This is a genomic window from Streptomyces sp. NPDC000594, assembly GCF_040299965.1.
Classification (GTDB): domain Bacteria; phylum Actinomycetota; class Actinomycetes; order Streptomycetales; family Streptomycetaceae; genus Streptomyces.
Genome location: NZ_JBEPCY010000002.1, coordinates 272,096 through 288,900 on the forward strand (window position 1 = coordinate 272,096; position 16,805 = coordinate 288,900).

Annotated in this window: 14 protein-coding genes; 6 read left to right on the top strand and 8 right to left on the bottom strand. The window is 73.4% G+C overall.

The annotated features are described in order from the left end of the window. Positions 1 to 147 precede the first annotated feature (147 nt). The gene (locus tag ABT354_RS03930; RefSeq protein ID WP_351489176.1) at positions 148 to 705 is read left to right on the top strand and encodes a Uma2 family endonuclease; all 558 of its coding nucleotides are present in this window, start codon (positions 148 to 150) and stop codon (positions 703 to 705) included. A gap of 36 nt (positions 706 to 741) precedes the next feature. Here the strand turns inward: ABT354_RS03930 and ABT354_RS03935 are convergent, their stop codons facing one another. Next, positions 742 to 1,824, bottom strand: a complete 1,083-nt coding sequence (locus tag ABT354_RS03935) for a mechanosensitive ion channel family protein (protein ID WP_502983327.1) — start codon at positions 1,822 to 1,824, stop codon at positions 742 to 744. A gap of 332 nt (positions 1,825 to 2,156) precedes the next feature. Between ABT354_RS03935 and ABT354_RS03940 the strand changes: the two genes are divergently transcribed. Beyond that, positions 2,157 to 2,693 (top strand): HNH endonuclease, encoded by a 537-nt coding sequence (locus ABT354_RS03940; protein WP_351488604.1) that lies wholly within the window; start codon positions 2,157 to 2,159, stop codon positions 2,691 to 2,693. A gap of 82 nt (positions 2,694 to 2,775) precedes the next feature. Here ABT354_RS03940 and ABT354_RS03945 read toward each other — a convergent pair whose 3' ends face one another. After that, entirely contained in the window at positions 2,776 to 5,973 is a 3,198-nt protein-coding gene (locus ABT354_RS03945) for a glycoside hydrolase family 84 protein (RefSeq protein ID WP_351488607.1), read from the bottom strand. A gap of 451 nt (positions 5,974 to 6,424) precedes the next feature. Between ABT354_RS03945 and ABT354_RS38020 the strand changes: the two genes are divergently transcribed. The 3 genes from ABT354_RS38020 to ABT354_RS03960 all read left to right on the top strand — a co-directional run bounded on the left by ABT354_RS38020 (position 6,425) and on the right by ABT354_RS03960 (position 9,109). Then, a complete protein-coding gene (locus tag ABT354_RS38020) occupies positions 6,425 to 6,625 on the top strand; it encodes a hypothetical protein (protein ID WP_502983313.1) in 201 nt (66 codons plus the stop codon). 58 nt (positions 6,626 to 6,683) lie between these two features. Beyond that, positions 6,684 to 8,762 (top strand): 4-alpha-glucanotransferase, encoded by a 2,079-nt coding sequence (gene malQ / locus ABT354_RS03955; RefSeq protein WP_351488612.1) that lies wholly within the window; start codon positions 6,684 to 6,686, stop codon positions 8,760 to 8,762. Positions 8,763 to 8,872: 110 nt separating this feature from the next. After that, a complete protein-coding gene (locus ABT354_RS03960; protein WP_351488615.1) occupies positions 8,873 to 9,109 on the top strand; it encodes a hypothetical protein in 237 nt (78 codons plus the stop codon). A gap of 121 nt (positions 9,110 to 9,230) precedes the next feature. Here the strand turns inward: ABT354_RS03960 and ABT354_RS03965 are convergent, their stop codons facing one another. Beyond that, positions 9,231 to 9,812: a MarR family winged helix-turn-helix transcriptional regulator gene (locus ABT354_RS03965; RefSeq protein ID WP_351488617.1), complete on the bottom strand. Its 582-nt coding sequence runs from the start codon at positions 9,810 to 9,812 to the stop codon at positions 9,231 to 9,233. Positions 9,813 to 9,939: 127 nt separating this feature from the next. On the opposite strand from ABT354_RS03965, the gene ABT354_RS03970 reads away from it, so the two are divergent. Then, positions 9,940 to 10,941: an EamA family transporter gene (locus ABT354_RS03970; RefSeq protein WP_351488619.1), complete on the top strand. Its 1,002-nt coding sequence runs from the start codon at positions 9,940 to 9,942 to the stop codon at positions 10,939 to 10,941. Positions 10,942 to 11,001: 60 nt separating this feature from the next. Here ABT354_RS03970 and ABT354_RS03975 read toward each other — a convergent pair whose 3' ends face one another. The 5 genes from ABT354_RS03975 to pepN form a co-directional block, all read right to left on the bottom strand. Continuing rightward, positions 11,002 to 11,610, bottom strand: coding sequence for a GTP-binding protein (locus ABT354_RS03975; protein WP_351488621.1), 609 nt, complete (start codon positions 11,608 to 11,610; stop codon positions 11,002 to 11,004). Then, positions 11,591 to 11,947 carry a DUF742 domain-containing protein gene (locus tag ABT354_RS03980; protein WP_351488623.1) on the bottom strand — a complete coding sequence of 119 codons (357 nt, stop codon included), beginning with the start codon at positions 11,945 to 11,947 and terminating at the stop codon, positions 11,591 to 11,593. The genes ABT354_RS03975 and ABT354_RS03980 overlap by 20 nt, the downstream gene beginning before the upstream one ends. Further along, on the bottom strand, positions 11,944 to 12,360 hold the full coding sequence (locus tag ABT354_RS03985; protein ID WP_351488625.1) for a roadblock/LC7 domain-containing protein: 417 nt from the start codon (positions 12,358 to 12,360) through the stop codon (positions 11,944 to 11,946). The genes ABT354_RS03980 and ABT354_RS03985 overlap by 4 nt, the downstream gene beginning before the upstream one ends. Beyond that, positions 12,357 to 13,799: a sensor histidine kinase gene (locus tag ABT354_RS03990; protein ID WP_351489178.1), complete on the bottom strand. Its 1,443-nt coding sequence runs from the start codon at positions 13,797 to 13,799 to the stop codon at positions 12,357 to 12,359. The genes ABT354_RS03985 and ABT354_RS03990 overlap by 4 nt, the downstream gene beginning before the upstream one ends. A 423-nt stretch (positions 13,800 to 14,222) precedes the next feature. After that, positions 14,223 to 16,805: an aminopeptidase N gene (pepN, locus tag ABT354_RS03995; protein WP_351488627.1), complete on the bottom strand. Its 2,583-nt coding sequence runs from the start codon at positions 16,803 to 16,805 to the stop codon at positions 14,223 to 14,225.

The following is a 16,805-nucleotide window of genomic DNA, read 5'->3' on the forward strand; positions in this document are numbered from 1 at the left end:
CGGGCAACCAATCCGTTATCTCCGGCGTCACGGGCGTGCACCCGATGCCAGGAGACGAACACGGGTGGTCGGCGGGGGCCGTGTGGGAGTCTGGAACCGTGCCAGGGAGAGCGAGACCAGGAGGAGGCGACCGTGGCTCGGCCGCAGATGGCGCCCGAGGAGTTCGAGCGCGTCGCGCGGGCCCTGACGCGCGCGGTTGAGGGTGTACGCCCGGAGTGCGTCAAGGGAGAGCTGGGGATCAAGCCGGCCGCCGACGGTGGTCATGGGCGCATCGTCCAGTGGCTCATCAGGATCTGTCTTCAGCACCGCCCCGAGCTGTGGCTGTCCACCGGGCAGGGGCTCCGGGTCGAGGCCTACCGCAAGGGGCATGCCCGGCCGGACGGCACCCTGGCGGCGTCGGAGGCGTTCGTCGGGGCGGGGGAGTGGGCGGATCCGGCGCCGGTGCTGATGGTCCTGGAGATCACGTCGTACGACACCGACACCGACCGGCGGGACCGGGTGGAGAAGCCCCGTGCGTACGCCGAGACCGGTATCCCCGTCTATCTGCTGATCGACCGGGACAGCTGTGAGGTCAAGGTGCACAGCCACCCCGACGGAGTCCGCTACGAGAGCGTGCTGACCGTGCCCTTCGGCAAGGAGATCACCCTGCCCGAACCGGTCGGTATCACCCTGGACACCGAGCCGCTGAAGAACTGGGTCCGCTGACGCGGGAGGGCCCGGCGGGCCCTCCCGTAGCAGGGGCTACTTCGTCAGGTTCGGGCCCGGCGGTATCGGGGCCGTGGCCAGGGACTGCGGGGAGGTGGGGCTGGCCAGGGCGGAGGGGGGAGCCACCGAGGCGGAGGGGTCGGCCGACGGGGTCTCGTCGGGGGCCAGCGGGAGGCCGCCGACGATACGGATGCCCGCCGCGTCGAACGCCCGCTTGATCCGCCAGCGCAGCTCCCGCTCCACCGCCAGCGCCTTGCCCGGCATCGTCTTCGCGGCGATCCGTACGGTCATCGAGTCCAGCAGCACCTCGGTGAGCCCCAGCGTCTCCACCGGGCCCCACAGCTGCTCGTTCCACGGCTCCGCCTTGGCCACCTCGTCGGCCACATCGCCGATCACCGAGCTGACCCGGTCCAGGTCCTCGGAGGGGCGGACCGTCACATCGACGGTGGCGGTCGCCCAGCCCTGGCTGAGGTTGCCGATCCGCTTGATCTCGCCGTTGCGGACGTACCAGATCTCGCCGTCGACACCGCGCAGCTTGGTCACCCGCAGCCCGACCTCCACGACCTCGCCGGAGGCGACCCCCGCGTCGATGGAGTCCCCGACGCCGTACTGGTCCTCCAGGATCATGAAGACACCGGAGAGGAAGTCGGTCACCAGATTGCGGGCGCCGAAACCGATGGCGACACCCGCGACACCCGCCGACGCCAGCAGTGGCGCCAGGTCGATCGCGAAGACACCGAGGATCATCAGCCCGGCGGTGCCGAGGATCAGGAAGGACGCCACCGACCGCAGCACCGAGCCGATCGCCTCCGACCGCTGGCGCCGCCGCTCGGTGTTGACGAGCAGCCCGCCGAGGGCGCTGCCCTCCACGGCCTGGGCCGAGCGGTTCATCCGGTCGATCAGCTTGGTGAGCGCCCGCCGCACCAGCATCCGCAGCACCAGCGCGACCACCAGGATCAGCGCGATCCGCAGTCCGGTGCTCAGCCAGGTGGACCAGTTCTGCTCCACCCACCCGGCGGCGTCCGTGGCCTGCTTCGCCGCGTCGTCCAGGGAGACGGCGGGCGCGGGTGCGGCCGGGGCGGCTGGGTCCTCACCGGCGGCGGGCCGGAGCGCGGGCAGGGAGAGCGGAAGGGAGAGCGGGAGGGACAGAAGGGCGTGGGTCACGGGGGGATGACCTCCAGGCATTGCGTACGGCAGACCAACCACAGTAACGGGGCACCCCCGCCCGGCCCGCTGCTCTGTTCGAGGGAGAGACAAGTCTCACCCGGGGATGAATCCGGGGGGCCGGGCGTTGGGGAGGTATCGCCCGATGGTGTCCCGATGGTGTGTCGGACAACACTCCGAGCCCGTTACGGCCACGTGGTGGCGCTCGGACCTGGCCTGAGGGGAGACTGAGTACAGATCGTCCCGGCGCGAGCCACGCGCCGCCGGCGTACAAGGAGGCATCCGCCGTGCCGCACGTCCTGGTTCTCAACGCGTCGTACGAGCCCCTCGGCGTCGTACCGCTCCGCCGCGCGCTCGTCCTCGTACTGGAGAACAAGGCACTCTGCCTTGAGGAGTCCGGCGCCTTTCTGCACAGTGCGACCCGGGTGATCGCCGCGCCCAGTGTGGTCCGCCTCAAGAGATTCGTCCGGGTCCCCTATCGGGGGCCCGTTCCCTTGACCCGCAAAGCGCTCTTCGCCCGTGACGGAGGGCGCTGCATGTACTGCGGCGGGGTCGCCACCAGCGTCGACCATGTCGTCCCGCGCAGCCGGGGCGGTCTGCACGTCTGGGACAACGTGGTGGCCGCCTGCCGCCACTGCAACCACGTCAAGGCGGACCGGCATCTGCGCGAGCTGGGCTGGCGGCTGCGCCATCAGCCCGCGCCGCCCAGCGGGCTGGCCTGGCGGATCATCGGCACCGGGCACCGGGACCCGCGCTGGCTGCCCTATCTGCAACCCTACGGAGCCGATGACGCGATGGCCCGGATCGACGGCGTGTCCGTCTAGGGGCCTTTTTTGTACCCGGGGGTACGGGAAAGGGAGCCGGGGCCGGGGACCGGGGTAGGGGCGCGGGGGCCGGGCGGGACGGTCAGCGGTCGCGCGGCCCGTCCCCGGGTGCCTCCGAGGGCTTCTCCGCCACCGCGTACGCCTCCACCGACCACAGCGAGTAGCCGAAGCGGGTGGCCCGCTCGTCCCCCTGGATCCGGAGGTACCGCGCCCTGCTGTCCAGCCGGATGGACTCCCGGCCGCCCCTGCCCTCCCGTACGGTCGCCGCCGTGCGCCAGACACGGCCGTCCGACGAGACCTGGACGCGATAGCCCACGGCGTACGCGTCCTGCCAGTGCAGTACCACCCGGCCCAGCCGGACCGGGTGCGGCAGCGCCGCCTGCCACCAGGCGCCGTCCTCGGCCGGTGAGGACCAGCGGGTCCCCGGGTCGCCGTCCACCGCCGCCGGTGCGGGGAAGTCCGGTGTCTCGTCCCCCGAGGAGGAGGCCGTGGTGCCGGGTGCCCGCAGCAGATCGGGACCGGCCGTGCGCGGATAGGCGCGGACGGTCAGGGTCTCCCGCTGACTGGCGAAGGAGAGCGGCACCCGGTACTCGCCGGAGGGGGTGCCCTTCGGTACGGAGACCTCGACCGGCACCGTCGTCCGCACGCCCCGGGGGACCGTGGTCCGCCGGGGGGCCCGGACCGTGATCCCGGCCGGGGCCTTCGCGGTCACCTTCCCCCGGACCGCGCCGGGCCGGCGGGGCGTCAGCCGTACCTCCGCCCGCTGCGGCGCCCCGCCGATCACCGCGTCGGTACGGTCCCGGCCCAGCTCCAGACCGGCGGCGGGCTCATCGGCGAACCAGGGCACCAGGGCCCGTACGGCGGGCCGGGGCGGTGCGGGCACCTGTCCGGACCCGGGGCCCGGCGCCGGACCGGTGGGGACGACCCGGATCGCGTCCAGCCGCAGCCCCCGGGCGTCCACCTGGGTCCAGCCGCCGGGGGAGAGCGTGCCGAGGGGGCGCCAGCCCTCGCCGGGCACCCGCCCCTCGATCCGCCCCGGGGCCGGGCCCGGTTCGGTGAGCGCGGTCACGGTGGAGACCGGACGGGCCCGCGCCAGGCGCACCATGTCCCGGCCCGCGCCGTCCGGTGCCCGGTCCGCGCCGCCGCCCCGCACCCGATCGGTGCCGCCCCGCACCCGATCGGCGCCGGTCCAGGCCGCGTTCTCGGCGAGCGCCCGCTTCAGGAACGGCCCCAGCACCCCCGCCCCCACCGTGACCTCGGCCGAGGCGGCCCGCCGGGCGAGCGGCTCCAGGTCGAGCGCGGCCCGCCAGGCCCGCTCGCCGTCGCCCCGGGCCTGGGCCTGGAGCATGTCGACGGCCAGCTCACCGGCGCGGCCGTAGCGGGCGAGCTGGTCCAGCCAGGGGCGGGTCTCGTCGGCGAGCCGTCCGCCGGCCGTCCGCCGCAGCCGCTCGGGGGCCCGGCTCAGCACGGTGAACCCGTCGCGCAGCGCGGCGGCGGCCCGGTCCCGGGCCGGGGCGCTCCCCCGAGGGGATGTGCCCTTGTCCTTGCCGCGCGGGGGTCCGCTCTCGCCCCCGGCGCCGCGCAGCCGCCAGAAGGCGTCGATCAGGGGTCGCAGAGAGAGGGACTCCACCGGGTCCAGCACCGAGGAGGACTGATGGCCCGCCAGGGCGCGCAGCGCCTCCTGGGCCCGTGGGTCCGCCCCCGCCAGCTCCGCGACGGCCGCCTCCCAGGAGGGCCCCGGGCGGTAACCCCGGGGGTTCCAGGCGTAGTCGGCCGAGGTGAAGAGCGGGATCTGCGAGGCGGTGGCCTGCCGCATCGCCTGGGGGAGCAGCGCGGCCGACCCGGTGGCGACGGCGGGCTCCCGGCCGGTGACGGGGCCGAGGAAGAGCCGGTCCTCGGCGTAGTCGTTGACCGGGTAGTTGTCCATGGTGACCAGGGGCCGGCCGAAGATCTCCCGGGCGCGGGCGGTCTCGCCGCCGGTGATGGTCCTCGGCACCACCCCCACCCCGGTCCAGGCCACTTCGATCCCCTGGTCCAGCTCCTCGGCGAGGGCGCGCCGGTACGCGGTGGCGCCGTCCTGGTAGTACTCGGTCGGGAGCAGGGAGAGGGGCGGTGCGCCCGGGTGCCGCCGGGCCGTCTCCCGGGCGACCGCGTTCGCCACCCGTGCCTGGGCGCGGGCCGCCGCGCCGGGCCCGGAGCCAAAGGTGCGGGCGTCCCGCTCGCAGTGCCACTCGCTGTAGCTGACATCGGGGAACTGGAGCTGGAAGGCGCCGAAGCCCAGCTCCGCCATGGCGTCGAGCTTGCGGCTCAGCGCCCGGATGTCGCCGTCGTCGGAGAAGCACAGCCGCTGGGCCGGGGCGACGGCCCAGGCGAGGGTGACATGGTTGCGGCGGGCCCGCTCGGCGAGTTCCCGGAACTCCGCCTGGCGGGCGGTGGGGTAGGGGTCGCGCCAGCGGGTCTGGCGGTAGGGGTCGTCCCCGGGGGCGAGGAGATAGCGGTTCTGCTTGGTGCGGCCCAGGAAGTCGAGATGGGCGAGGCGTTCGGCATGGGTCCAGGGCTCACCGTAGAAGCCCTCGGTCACCCCGCGTACGGGGGTGCCGGGCCAGTCGCGGACAGTGGCCCGGCGGACGGTGGCCCGCCCCGCCTCGCCGGTGATCAACTGCCGGAGGGTCTGGGCGCCGTGGAAGAGCCCGCTCGCGCCGACGCCGTCGAGGGCGACGGTGTCCCGGCCGCCGGTCCTGCCGACGGCCAGCCGGTAGCCCCCGTCGGGCAGATCGGACCGGTCGGGCGCGTCGAGGGCCCGCAGGGCGTCCCGGGCGGCGTCGCCGCCGATGAGCAGCAGCGGGCCGCGCCCCGGGAGCGCGGTGTGGAGGGTCCGTATCCCGGCCTTCTCCAGCATCCGGCGGAGCAGGGCCCCGGTGTGGGGGTCGGTGTCGGGCGCGATGACCAGGGTGGCCCGCTCACCCAGGCGCAGGGGTTTTCCGGTGGTACGGAGCGACTGGGGTACGGGGTGGACCGCACCGGCCCGGGGAGCCCTGGGCTTCCGGTCCGCGCGCTCCCGGTCGGCTTCCTCGCGCCCCGAGGGCTTCCGGTCCGCCTGCTCGCGGTCGGCGGGCTTGCGGTCGGTACGGGGGGAGGCGACGGCGGCGGGCGAGGAGAGCGGGACACCGGACGACCCGGAAGGGACGGAGGCACCGGCGGTCGGCGCGCCGCCGAGCAGCCCGCCGATCACCGCGACCGCCAGCGCGGTGGCCGTATGCCGTCGGTGTCCGAACCGCACGATGTCTCCTTTCGATACCCCTGAGGTCTCCGTTTGATCGCGACCCCACCACCCGGGCGCGCGGAGTGTCAACGAGCCCGGTCGTTCCACGGCTTTTGCCGGGACACTCCGCAGAGCGCTCCCACCGACACGGACGACCTGCCCGTTCTAGGCGGAATATGACAGTCCGTTTGATGGAGTCTTGGTGATGCGTTCGAGCCAAACGCGGTACGGGGAGCGAAATGTGACGCGGAACACGCCTTCGGGGTGGGCATGTCTGCGGTGCGGCCCCCGGGGTAGGCGCGGACCGACCCATTACCGTCAGTACCGTCCGTAGGGAGAGTTCGCCATGGCCCCGTCCGCTCCGCTGTCCCGCCCACTGTCCCGCGTCGCCCCGCCCGCCGCCGTCCCCGGGCCCCGGCGCTTCACCGGGACGGCTGTGACCTGCGAAGCCCCTTCCCGATTCGCGCCGTTGACCAGCGAACCGCCGCTGGCCGACCTCACCCCGCTCACCAGTGAGCCCCCGCTCGCCGGTGACGCTCCGTTGATCTGTGAGCCGCCCCTCACCGGCCGGCCGCCCCTGACCAGCGAGCCCCCGCTGACCTCCGAGACCGCCGCCGCCCTGCCGTCCGGGACGGGCACCCCCGTACCGCCCCCACAGCCGCACGGCTGAGGCCGGTGGGCCGCGCGGGCCCCGGGGCCGGTGACCCGGGCGGCCGAAGGGAGCCCCCATGAGCCTGGCCAGGCTCGCCGCACTGCACCGGATCGCCACCGCCACCACGGTGGACGGACAGACCGTCCCCGTCCCCGACGACACCCTGATCGCGGTCCTCGCCGCGCTGGACATCGACGCCTCGGACCCCGGCGCCGTCCACCGCGCGCTGGAGCGGGCCGAGTCCGACGCCGCCCTGCCCCTGCCCCCCGTCGTGGTCCGCTGGCTCGGCGACCCCGACCCGCCCGCACTCGCCGGGCTCCCCGACGGCACCGACATCCGGCTCGAACCGGAGGACGGCGGCGACCCCCCGGCCGACTGGCGCGAGGCCCCCTGCGGGGTGCACACCCTGGAGGTCCGCACCCCCGACGGCGACACCGCCCGCGCCCGGCTGATCGTCGCCCCCGACCGCGCCCCCCGGCCCCCCGGGCGCTCCCACGGCTTCCTCGTCCAGCTCTACTCCCTGCTCTCCCGGCACTCCTGGGGCATGGGCGACCTCGCGGACCTCGCCGAACTCGCCACCTGGGCCGGGCGGACCACCGGCGCCGGATTCCTCCAGATCAACCCGGTGCACGCGGCCGTACCCGCCGCCCCCGGCTCCTTCGGCGACCCCTCCCCGTACCGCCCCTCCTCCCGGCGCTTCCCCGACCCCATCCAGCTGCGGATCGAGTCGGTCCCCGAGTACGTCCTGCTCGACCCCGCCGACCGGGCCCGGATCGACGCCCTGCGCGAGCGCGCCGACCGGCTGCGCGAGGGCGTCCTGCACAAGGGCGAGCCGATCGACCGGGACGCCGTCCGCGCGCTCAAGTACGAGGCGCTGGAGCCGCTGGTCCGCGCCGAACCCGGCCCCGGGCGCCGCGCCGACCACTGCGACTGGCTCGCCCGCCAGGGCCGCGCCCTGGAGGACCACGCCACCTGGTGCGCCCTCGCCGAACTGCACGGCCCGCACTGGCACAGCTGGCCCGCGCCGCTGCGCGACCCCCGGTCGGCGGCGGTCGCCCGCGCCCGGAGCGAACTGCGCGACCGGGTCGACTTCCACACCCGGGCCATCTGGTTCACCGACGGACAGCTCGCCGACGCCGCCCGGGCCGCCCGGGACGCCGGGATGGCCGTCGGGATCGTCCACGACCTCGCGGTCGGCGTCCACCCCGAGGGCGCCGACACCTGGGCGAGCCCCGGCCTCTACGCCCGGGGTGTCTCCACCGGGGCGCCCCCGGACGCCTTCAACCCCCTCGGCCAGGACTGGGGGCTGCCGCCCTGGCGCCCCGACACCCTCGCCGGCTGCGGCTACGCCCCCTTCCGCGAGCTGCTGCGGGCGCTGTTCGCCCATGCCGGAGCGGTACGGATCGACCATGTGATGGGGCTCTTCCGGCTCTGGTGGGTCCCCGAGGGGCGGCCCCCCACCGAGGGCACCTATGTCGGGTACGACGCCGAGGCCCTGCTCGCGATCCTGGTCCTGGAGGCCCACCGGGCCGGCGCCGCCGTCATCGGCGAGGACCTCGGCACGGTCGAACCCGAGGTGCGCCGCGCCCTGGACCGGCGCGGGATCCTCGGCACCTCCGTGCTGTGGTTCGAGCGCAACTGGGGCGGCGACGGGGAACCGCTGCCGCCCGCCTCCTGGCGCGAGGGCTGCCTCGCCACCGCCGCCACCCACGATCTGCCGCCGCTCGCCTCCCGGCTCGGCGGTGACCATGTGGAGCTGCGCGAACGGCTGGGGCTGCTCGGCCGCCCGGTCCGCGAGGAGCGGCTGCGCGACCGTGCCGAGCTGCGCGCCTGGCTGCGGCTGCTGGGCTCGCTGGGACTGCTGGCGGAGGGTGCGCGGGGGGAGGACGGGGCGGCGGGCGAGGGGGTCGAGGAGGAGCGGATCCGGGCGGTCCACCGCTTTCTCGCCCGTACCCCGGCACTGCTGGTCGGGATCTGGCTGCCGGACACGGTGGGCGACCGCCGCCCGCAGAACATGCCCGGGACCTGGGACCGCTACCCCAATTGGCGGCTCCCCCTCGCGGACTCCCGGGGCCGCCCGCTCTCCCTGGAGGAACTGACCGCCGCACCCCGGCTGCATGCGCTGATGGAGGTCTTCACCGGGCCCCGGAGCTGATGGACCGGGAGCGGGGTACGGGCCGCCGCGCCCCGGTCGCGGCGGCCCGGCGATCTCCGTACGGCACCCCGGGCGAGCGGTCCGTTCAGCCGTTCGCTACGTTGGGGAGCGTGGACAAGAAGAACACTTTGCGCGCCGGCACCGTGGCGGCCGGTACGACGCTGATGATGCTGCTCCTGTCGTCGCCCGCACTCGCCCTCACGCGTGATGACGGCGACGACCCGGGTACGGGCCTGAGCGTGGCCGAGACGCTCGGTCTGTTCGTGGCCGCGCCGCTGGTGATCTTCCTGGTCATCGCGGGTCTGGTGATGGTCCTCGACAAGTCCCGGGACCAGCCGCAGAGCTGATCCCCGGGGGCTGCCCGCCCCTGTGTCCCTTCCTCGCGCCCCGGGTGCCCAGCCGCACCCGGGGCGCCTTGGCATGTCCGGATCCGCCCGTACGCCCGCACGGGCGGGGTGGCCGTCCCGGTCAGCCGTGGGCCGCGAGCAGCTTGCGCAGCAGCTCGTTCAGCCGCTCCGCCTCCGCCCCGGTGAGCGCGGAGGTGAGCGCCGCCGTCTGGGCCCGCAGCCCGGCGGTCACCGCCTGGTCCACCAGGTCGAGCCCCTGGGCGGTGAGGGTGATCCGCAGCCCCCGGCGGTCGTGCGGATCGGGGTTGCGGGTGAGCAGCCCCGCCTTCTCCAGCCGGTCGAGCCGTCCGGTCATCCCGCCCGTGGTGAGCATGAGGGTGGCCGACAGCTCGCGGGGTGAGAGGGTGTACGGCTCGCCCGCGCGCCGGAGCGTCGCGAGGACGTCGAACTCGCCCCGGCCGACCCCGTATCGGCGGTACTCCTGCTCCGTCCGGTCGCCCATCGCCCGGGAGATCCGGTAGATGCGCCCGTAGGCGGCCATGGGCACCGTGTCGAGGTCGGGCCGGACGGCGGCCCACTGGTCGGTGATGGCGTCCACGGGGTCCCGGTCCGGGGCCCGGTCCCGGTCCCGGTGCTCCCGGCCCTGGTCGCGGTCCCGGTCGCCGTCGGCTGCGGCCGCCTCTGCGGCTGAGGTGGGGTTCATGGGCAGCAGTATCCAGCATTCTCCGGAGGTCGGTGATAAGCGAGTAAGAGGCTTGACGTTAAGTCGCTTAGCGCTAAGCTACTTATGACTCACTGAATCGGAGACTCGCCGAATCGAAGGAACCGCCATGCGCCGCGCGGCCGTCATCGCCCTGACCGCTCTCGCCCCGATCTCCTGGGGCACCACCTATGCCGTCACCACCGAGCTGCTGCCGCCGGACCGCCCGCTGTTCACCGGGCTGATGCGGGCCCTGCCCGCCGGGCTGCTGCTGGTCGCCCTCGCCCGGACGCTGCCGCGCGGAGCCTGGTGGTGGCGGGCGGGAGTGCTGGGCGCGCTGAACATCGGGGCGTTCTTCCCGCTGCTCTTCCTCGCCGCCTACCGGCTGCCCGGCGGGGTCGCGGCCGTCGTCGGCTCGGTGGGACCGCTCTTCGTGGCGGGCCTCGCGGCGCTGCTGCTCGCCGAACGCCCCACCGCCCGTACGCTGCTCAGCGCGGTCGTGGCGGCCTTCGGAGTCAGCCTGGTGGTGCTCCAGGCGGGGGCCGCCCTCGATGCGGTGGGGGTGCTGGCGGGGCTGGCCTCGTCCGCCTCGATGTCGGCGGGGATCGTGCTCACCAAGCGCTGGGGGCGGCCCGAGGGGGTGGGCCCGCTGGCCATGACGGGCTGGCAGCTCACCGCGGGCGGGCTGCTGATCGCGCCGGTGGCGCTGGTGGTGGAGGGCGCGCCGCCCGCGATCGACGGCGGGGCGGCGGCCGGGTATCTCTATCTCGCCCTGGCCAATACGGCGGTGTCGTACTGGCTGTGGTTCCGCGGGATCGAGCGGCTGACGGCCACCTCGGTCACCCTGCTGGGCCCGCTGTCGCCGATCACGGCGGCGGTGATCGGCTGGGCGCTGCTGGGGGAGGCGCTGAGCCCCGTTCAGCTGCTGGGCATGACGGTGGCGTTCGCCGCGACCCTGGCGGGCCAGTTCGCCGCGGCCAGGGCGGCCGCGGCCCCGGCGCCCCTCACCCGTACCGGCACCCTGATCCGTACCACCGCACCGGCGGACCCGGGCACACAGGAACGGCCGGCCACACCGGCACCGGCGGGCACGGGGGTCCCGGCGGGCACGGGGGCCGGTCCGGCGCGGTGACCGTGCCGGGCGCGACGGTGTCCCCCGCCGCCCGGCCGGGCGGCGGGGGACACACCCGTCTCAGGAGACCTGGGCGTGGGTCGCCAGCGACTGGAGGTAGCGCATCAGCGTCATCAGGACGTCCCGGCTGGACCCCCGTACCCGGGCGTCGCAGTCGACGATCGGCACCGAGGCCGGGAGGTCCAGGGCGGCCCGGATCTCCTCGATCGGATGGACGGGGGCATCGGGGAACGTATTGATGGCCACCACGAACGGAACCCGGCGCTCCTCCAGCCGCCCGATCACATCGAAGCTGACCTCGAGACGCCGGGTGTCCACCAGGACCACCGCACCGAGGGCGCCCTCGAACAGACCGCGCCACAGGAACCAGAACCGCTGCTGGCCCGGGGTGCCGAAGAGATACAGCACCAGCTCCTCGTTGATGCTGATCCGGCCGAAGTCCATGGCGACGGTGGTGGCGGTCTTCCGCTCCACCCCGTGGGTGTCGTCCACCCCCACACCCGCCTGGGTCATCGTCTCCTCGGTGGTGAGCGGCCTGATCTCGCTCACCGAGCCGACCAGGGTGGTCTTGCCCACTCCGAAGCCGCCCACGATGACCACCTTCACCGCTGCGGTGGCCGTCTCCGGCAGGATGTCCTCGCTGCGCGGCTCAGAGCTTCTGAAGTCCATCGATCACTGCCTCTATCAACGCTCGGTCGGGGATCAGGGCGGGCTGGACCGGTGCACGGGCGATCACCTGTTCCGCCAGCAGCAGATCGCTGAGGAGGACGGTGACCACGCTCACCGGCAGACCGATGTACGCGGAGATCTCGGCCACCGAGAGCGGCCGGTGGCACAGCCGGATGATGGCCGCCTGCTCCGGCTGCATCCCGTGCCGGGGCTGCGACTTGGCGACGATCAGGGTGACCAGGTCGAGCGTGGCCGGTACCGAGGCCCCGCTGCGACCACCCGTGATGACGTAGAGCCGCTCGGGACTGGTTTCCTCCCAGTCCCCCGCTTCGCTCACGCCTGGCGCCTCTCCTGCCGCGGCGGGCTGGACAGGTGCTCGCCGATCCGCAGGACGAGGTCCCGCATCCGCTGTCCCATGAGTCCGGCGTCGACTCCCTCGTCGGCGAGGACCGCGAGGAACGCGCCCGCCCCCGCCGCCATCAGATAGAAGAAGCCTCCGCTCATCTCGATGACCACGAGATGCATCCGCCCGTCGCTGCCGGGCAGTTCGGACGCGACGGCACCCGCGAGGCTCTGGAGCCCGGCGCAGGCGGCGGCGAGCCGGTCGGCGGTGTCGTTGTCGGCGCCGTACTGCGCGATCCGCAGACCGTCGGCCGAGAGGACGATGACGTGTCTGGTCTGCGGTACGCCTTCCGCCAAGTCCTTGAGCATCCAGTCCATGTTGGTCTGGTTGGACTGCTGCTGAATCATGGCTGCGTACTCCCCTTGCTCGTCTGGTTTGCCTCACCGGCCAGGCCGTTCTGGAACGCCGTGAGCCACATGCCCGGCTGCACCGCGGGGGCGGTGTCCTGCGGCGGCGCCGCGGCGGTGGGTACCGGCACGGGGGTGGCGGGGGCCTTGCGGCGGCGCTGCGGCAGGCCGTTCACGGTGCGTTCGGTGACGACCGGCGGCTCGTCCTCGACCGGCGGATGTGCCGTGCTGGGTCCGGTCGGCTGACGGGAGAGCGGCTCCCCGTTCAGCGTCGCGCCGGCGGCGCGGGGGCCGGAGGAGGAGCCGATGCCGTGGGCCAGTCCGGTCGCCGAGGCGACCGTGGTGATCAGTTCCTGCGGGACGACCAGGACGGCGCGCACCCCGCCATAGGCGGAGGAGCGCAGCGAGACCTGGAATCCATAGGCCTGGGAGAGCCGGCCGACCACGGCCAGGCCCAGCCGGGGGGTCTCGCCCAGGTCGTTGACGTCGATGCCCTGCTGGGCCTGGCGGAGCATGCGCTCGGCCCGGTCGCGGGCCTCCTCGCTCATGCTCACCCCGCCGTCCTCGACCTCCACGGCGATCCCGGAGTTCACCTCGACGGCGGTGATGTGGACCTTGGTCAGCGGCGGTGAGTAGCGGGTGGCGTTGTCCAGCAGCTCGGCCAGGGCGTGGATCAGCGGCTCGACGGCGCTGCCGACGACGGCCACCTCCGAGACGGAGTGCAGCTCGACGCGCTGGTAGTCGGTGATCCGGGACATGGCGCCGCGCATCACGCTGTAGAGGGGGACGGCCTTGCTCCACTGGCGGCCGGGGCGCGCGCCGCCGAGGACGGCGATGGAGTCGGCGAGCCGGCCGATCAGGGCGGTGCCGTGGTCGATCCGGAGCAGATCGCCGAAGACCTCGGGGTTCTTGCCGTGCCGGTCCTCCATCTCCCGCAGCTGCTGGGCCTGCTGGTGGACGATGGCCTGCACCCGGCGGGCGATGTTCACAAAGGCGCGCTGGGCGGACTCGCGCAGATCCTCCTCGCGGGCGACCGCGTCGAGGATGGAGCTGAGGACGATCTGATGGTCCGGGGACGCGCCCACGGAGTCGAGGATGTCCTCGGGGAACTCGCCCTTGCGCAGCCGCTCCACGACCTCCGGCAGCAACTCGGCGACGAGCCGGTTGTTCTCGGCCTGGGCGTGGGCGAGATGGGCCTCGCGCTCGGCGAGCCGGGCGGAGAGCAGGGTGACGCGGCGGCCTCTGCGCACGGTCTCGGCGCAGGAGATGGCGATGGCGAGGACGGCGACGATGTCGACCCAGATGACGACGGTCCGGGCGGAGCCGGAGACGACGGCCGCCGGGATGACCGCGGCGATGGCGGTGACGACGACGGGGACCAGCCACACAAGGGAAGCCGCAGGCCGCGGATTTCCGGTCGACGTTTCCTGTCGGACCATCAGCACCCTCAAACCATCGGAACGGGAATGATCATATGACGACAGTCGGCGAGCATATCCATGTCCGGTTAGGACAGATGACGGTGGGTTAATAAATTGGCGTGAAGTAGATGCTTCGAGATGGCGCAGAAGCCCAGGTCCAGCGGGAGTGGCGGGAGATGGGCGATTTTCGGCCAAATTAGAGGTTGAGTCAGCGGGGCCCGGTCGCCGCCCCGGACGGGGCAGGTGGCGCGGGGGGTGGAGGGCCGCCCGGAGGGGCGGGGCGGCCGGGGCGCCGCGCGGGCGGGATGAACGGAATCGGCCACCCGCCGCCCGGGGACATACCGGGAAAGACGGGACGGGCCCGGGTCCGGCGATCATCCACCGGACCCGGGCCCGTCCCCGGTGCCCCCGGACGGATCCGGGGGCATCATGCGCGAGAGGTCAGGCGGAGGCCGCCGCCGCGTCCGCCGCCTGCGCCCGCAGCGCCCGCTCGACACCCGAGCGGGACTCCAGCACCAGCCGCCGCAGCGCCGGCACCGGCCGCGCCGACTCCAGCCAGGCGTCCGTGGCGTCCAGCGTGGCCTGCGAGACCTGGAGCGAGGGGTAGAGACCGACCGCGATCTGCTGGGCCATCTCCGGGCTCCGCGAACCCCACACGCCCTGGACGGCGGCGAAGTACTTCTCCGCGTACCCGGCGAGCAGCTCCCGCTGGTCCGTCTGGACGAAGCCGCCGATCACCGCCTCCTGCTTGGCGTTCGGCAGGCTGTCGCTCTCCACGACCGCCGCCCAGGCCTCCGCCTTGGCCCGCGCCGTCGGCCGGGCCGCGCGCGCGGTGTCCGCGTGCCGCTCACCCGCCGCCGTGCGGTCCCGCTCGTACTCCGCCGCGATGGCGTCCTCGTCCAGCACCCCGGTCGCCGCCAGCCGCTCCACGAAGGTCCAGCGCAGCTCGGTGTCGACGGCCAGACCTTCGATCGAGTCGGTGCCGTCGAGCAGCGTCTGGAGGAGGTCCAGCTGCTGCGGGGTGCGCGCGGTGGCCGCGAAGGCCCGCGCCCAGGCCAGCTGGTGGTCGCTGCCGGGGGCCGCCGCCCGCAGATGTGCCAGGGTCGCGTCGGTCCAGCGGGAGAGCCCCGCCTCCCGCCACTCCGGCGCCGCGTACTGGTCGATCGCCAGCTTCACCTGGCGGTGCAGCGACTGCACCACACCGATGTCCGACTCCTTGCCGATGCCGGAGAGCACCAGCGAGAGATAGTCCCGGGCGGCCAGCTCGCCGTCGCGGGTCATGTCCCAGGCGGAGGCCCAGAGCAGGGCGCGCGGCAGCGAGGTGGCGAAGTCGCCCAGCCGCTCGGTGACGACCTTCAGCGACTCCTCGTCCAGGCGGACCTTCGCGTACGACAGATCGTCGTCGTTCAGCAGGACCACGGCCGGACGGCGGGTGCCCGCGGGCAGCGGCACCTGGGTCAGTTCACCGTCGACGTCCAGCTCGATCCGATTGGTCCGCACCAGCCGGCCCGCGTCCGCGGGGTCCTGGTCGTAGAAGCCGATCGCGATCCGGTGCGGGCGCAGCGTCGCCTCGCCCTTGGCGCCGGCGGGCAGCGCCGGGGCCTCCTGCCGTACCGCGAAGGAGGTGATGACCCCGTCGGCGGAGACCTCGATCTCCGGGCGCAGCACATTGATGCCGGCCGTCTCCAGCCAGAGGGTCGACCAGGAGGTGAGGTCCCGGCCCGAGGTCTTCTCCAGCGCGCCGAGCAGATCGGTCAGCACGGTGTTGCCGAAGGCGTGCTCCTTGAAGTACGCCCGCACCCCGCGGAAGAAGGCGTCCTCGCCGACATAGGCCACCAGCTGCTTGAGGACGGAGGCGCCCTTGGCGTAGGTGATGCCGTCGAAGTTCACCAGGACGTCGTCGATGTCCCGGATCTCCGCCATGATCGGGTGGGTGGACGGCAGCTGGTCCTGGCGGTAGGCCCAGGTCTTCATGGAGTTCGCGAAGGTGGTCCACGAGTGCGGCCAGCGGGAGCCCGGGGCGTCCGCCTGGCAGGCGATGGAGGTGTACGTGGCGAACGACTCGTTCAGCCAGAGGTCGTTCCACCACTCCATGGTGACCAGGTCGCCGAACCACATATGGGCCAGCTCGTGCAGGATGGTCTCCGCGCGCACCTCGTACGCCGCGTCCGTCACCTTGGAGCGGAAGACATACTGGTCACGGATGGTGACCGCGCCCGCGTTCTCCATCGCGCCCGCGTTGAACTCCGGCACGAAGAGCTGGTCGTACTTGGCGAACGGGTAGGCGTAGTCGAACTTCTCCTGGAACCAGTCGAAGCCCTGCCGGGTGACCTCGAAGATGGCGTCCGAGTCCAGGTACTCCGCGAGCGAAGGACGGCAGTAGATGCCCAGCGGCACGGTCTGCCCGTCCTTCTCGTACGAGCTGTGCACCGAGTGGTACGGGCCGACGATCAGGGCGGTGATGTACGTGGAGATCCGCGGCGTCGGCTCGAACCGCCAGACGTTCTCCACCGGCTCGGGAGTCGGCGAGTTCGAGATGACCGTCCAGCCGGCGGGCGCCGTCACGGTGAAGCGGAAGGTGGCCTTCAGGTCCGGCTGCTCGAAGTTGGCGAAGACCCGGCGGGCGTCCGGCACCTCGAACTGGGTGTAGAGATACGCCTGGTCGTCCACCGGGTCGACAAAGCGGTGCAGACCCTCGCCCGACTGGGTGTACGCGCAGTCCGCGACGACCGTCAGCTCATTCGGGCCCTCGTGCAGATGGGGCAGGGCGACCCGGGAGTCCCGGAAGACGGCGGCCACATCGAGCCGCTTGCCGTTCAGGGTGACCTCGTGCACCGCCTCGGCGACCAGGTCGATGAACGACTCCGCGTTCTGCTCCGCGCAGTCGAAACGCACGGTGCTCACCGAACGGAAAATGCCACCCTCCTGCGCACCGGTCAGATCGAGATCGATCTCATAGGCGTGGGTGGTGAGCAGTCGCGCCCGCTGCTGGGCCTCTTCGCGGGTCAGGTTCGTGCCAGGCAC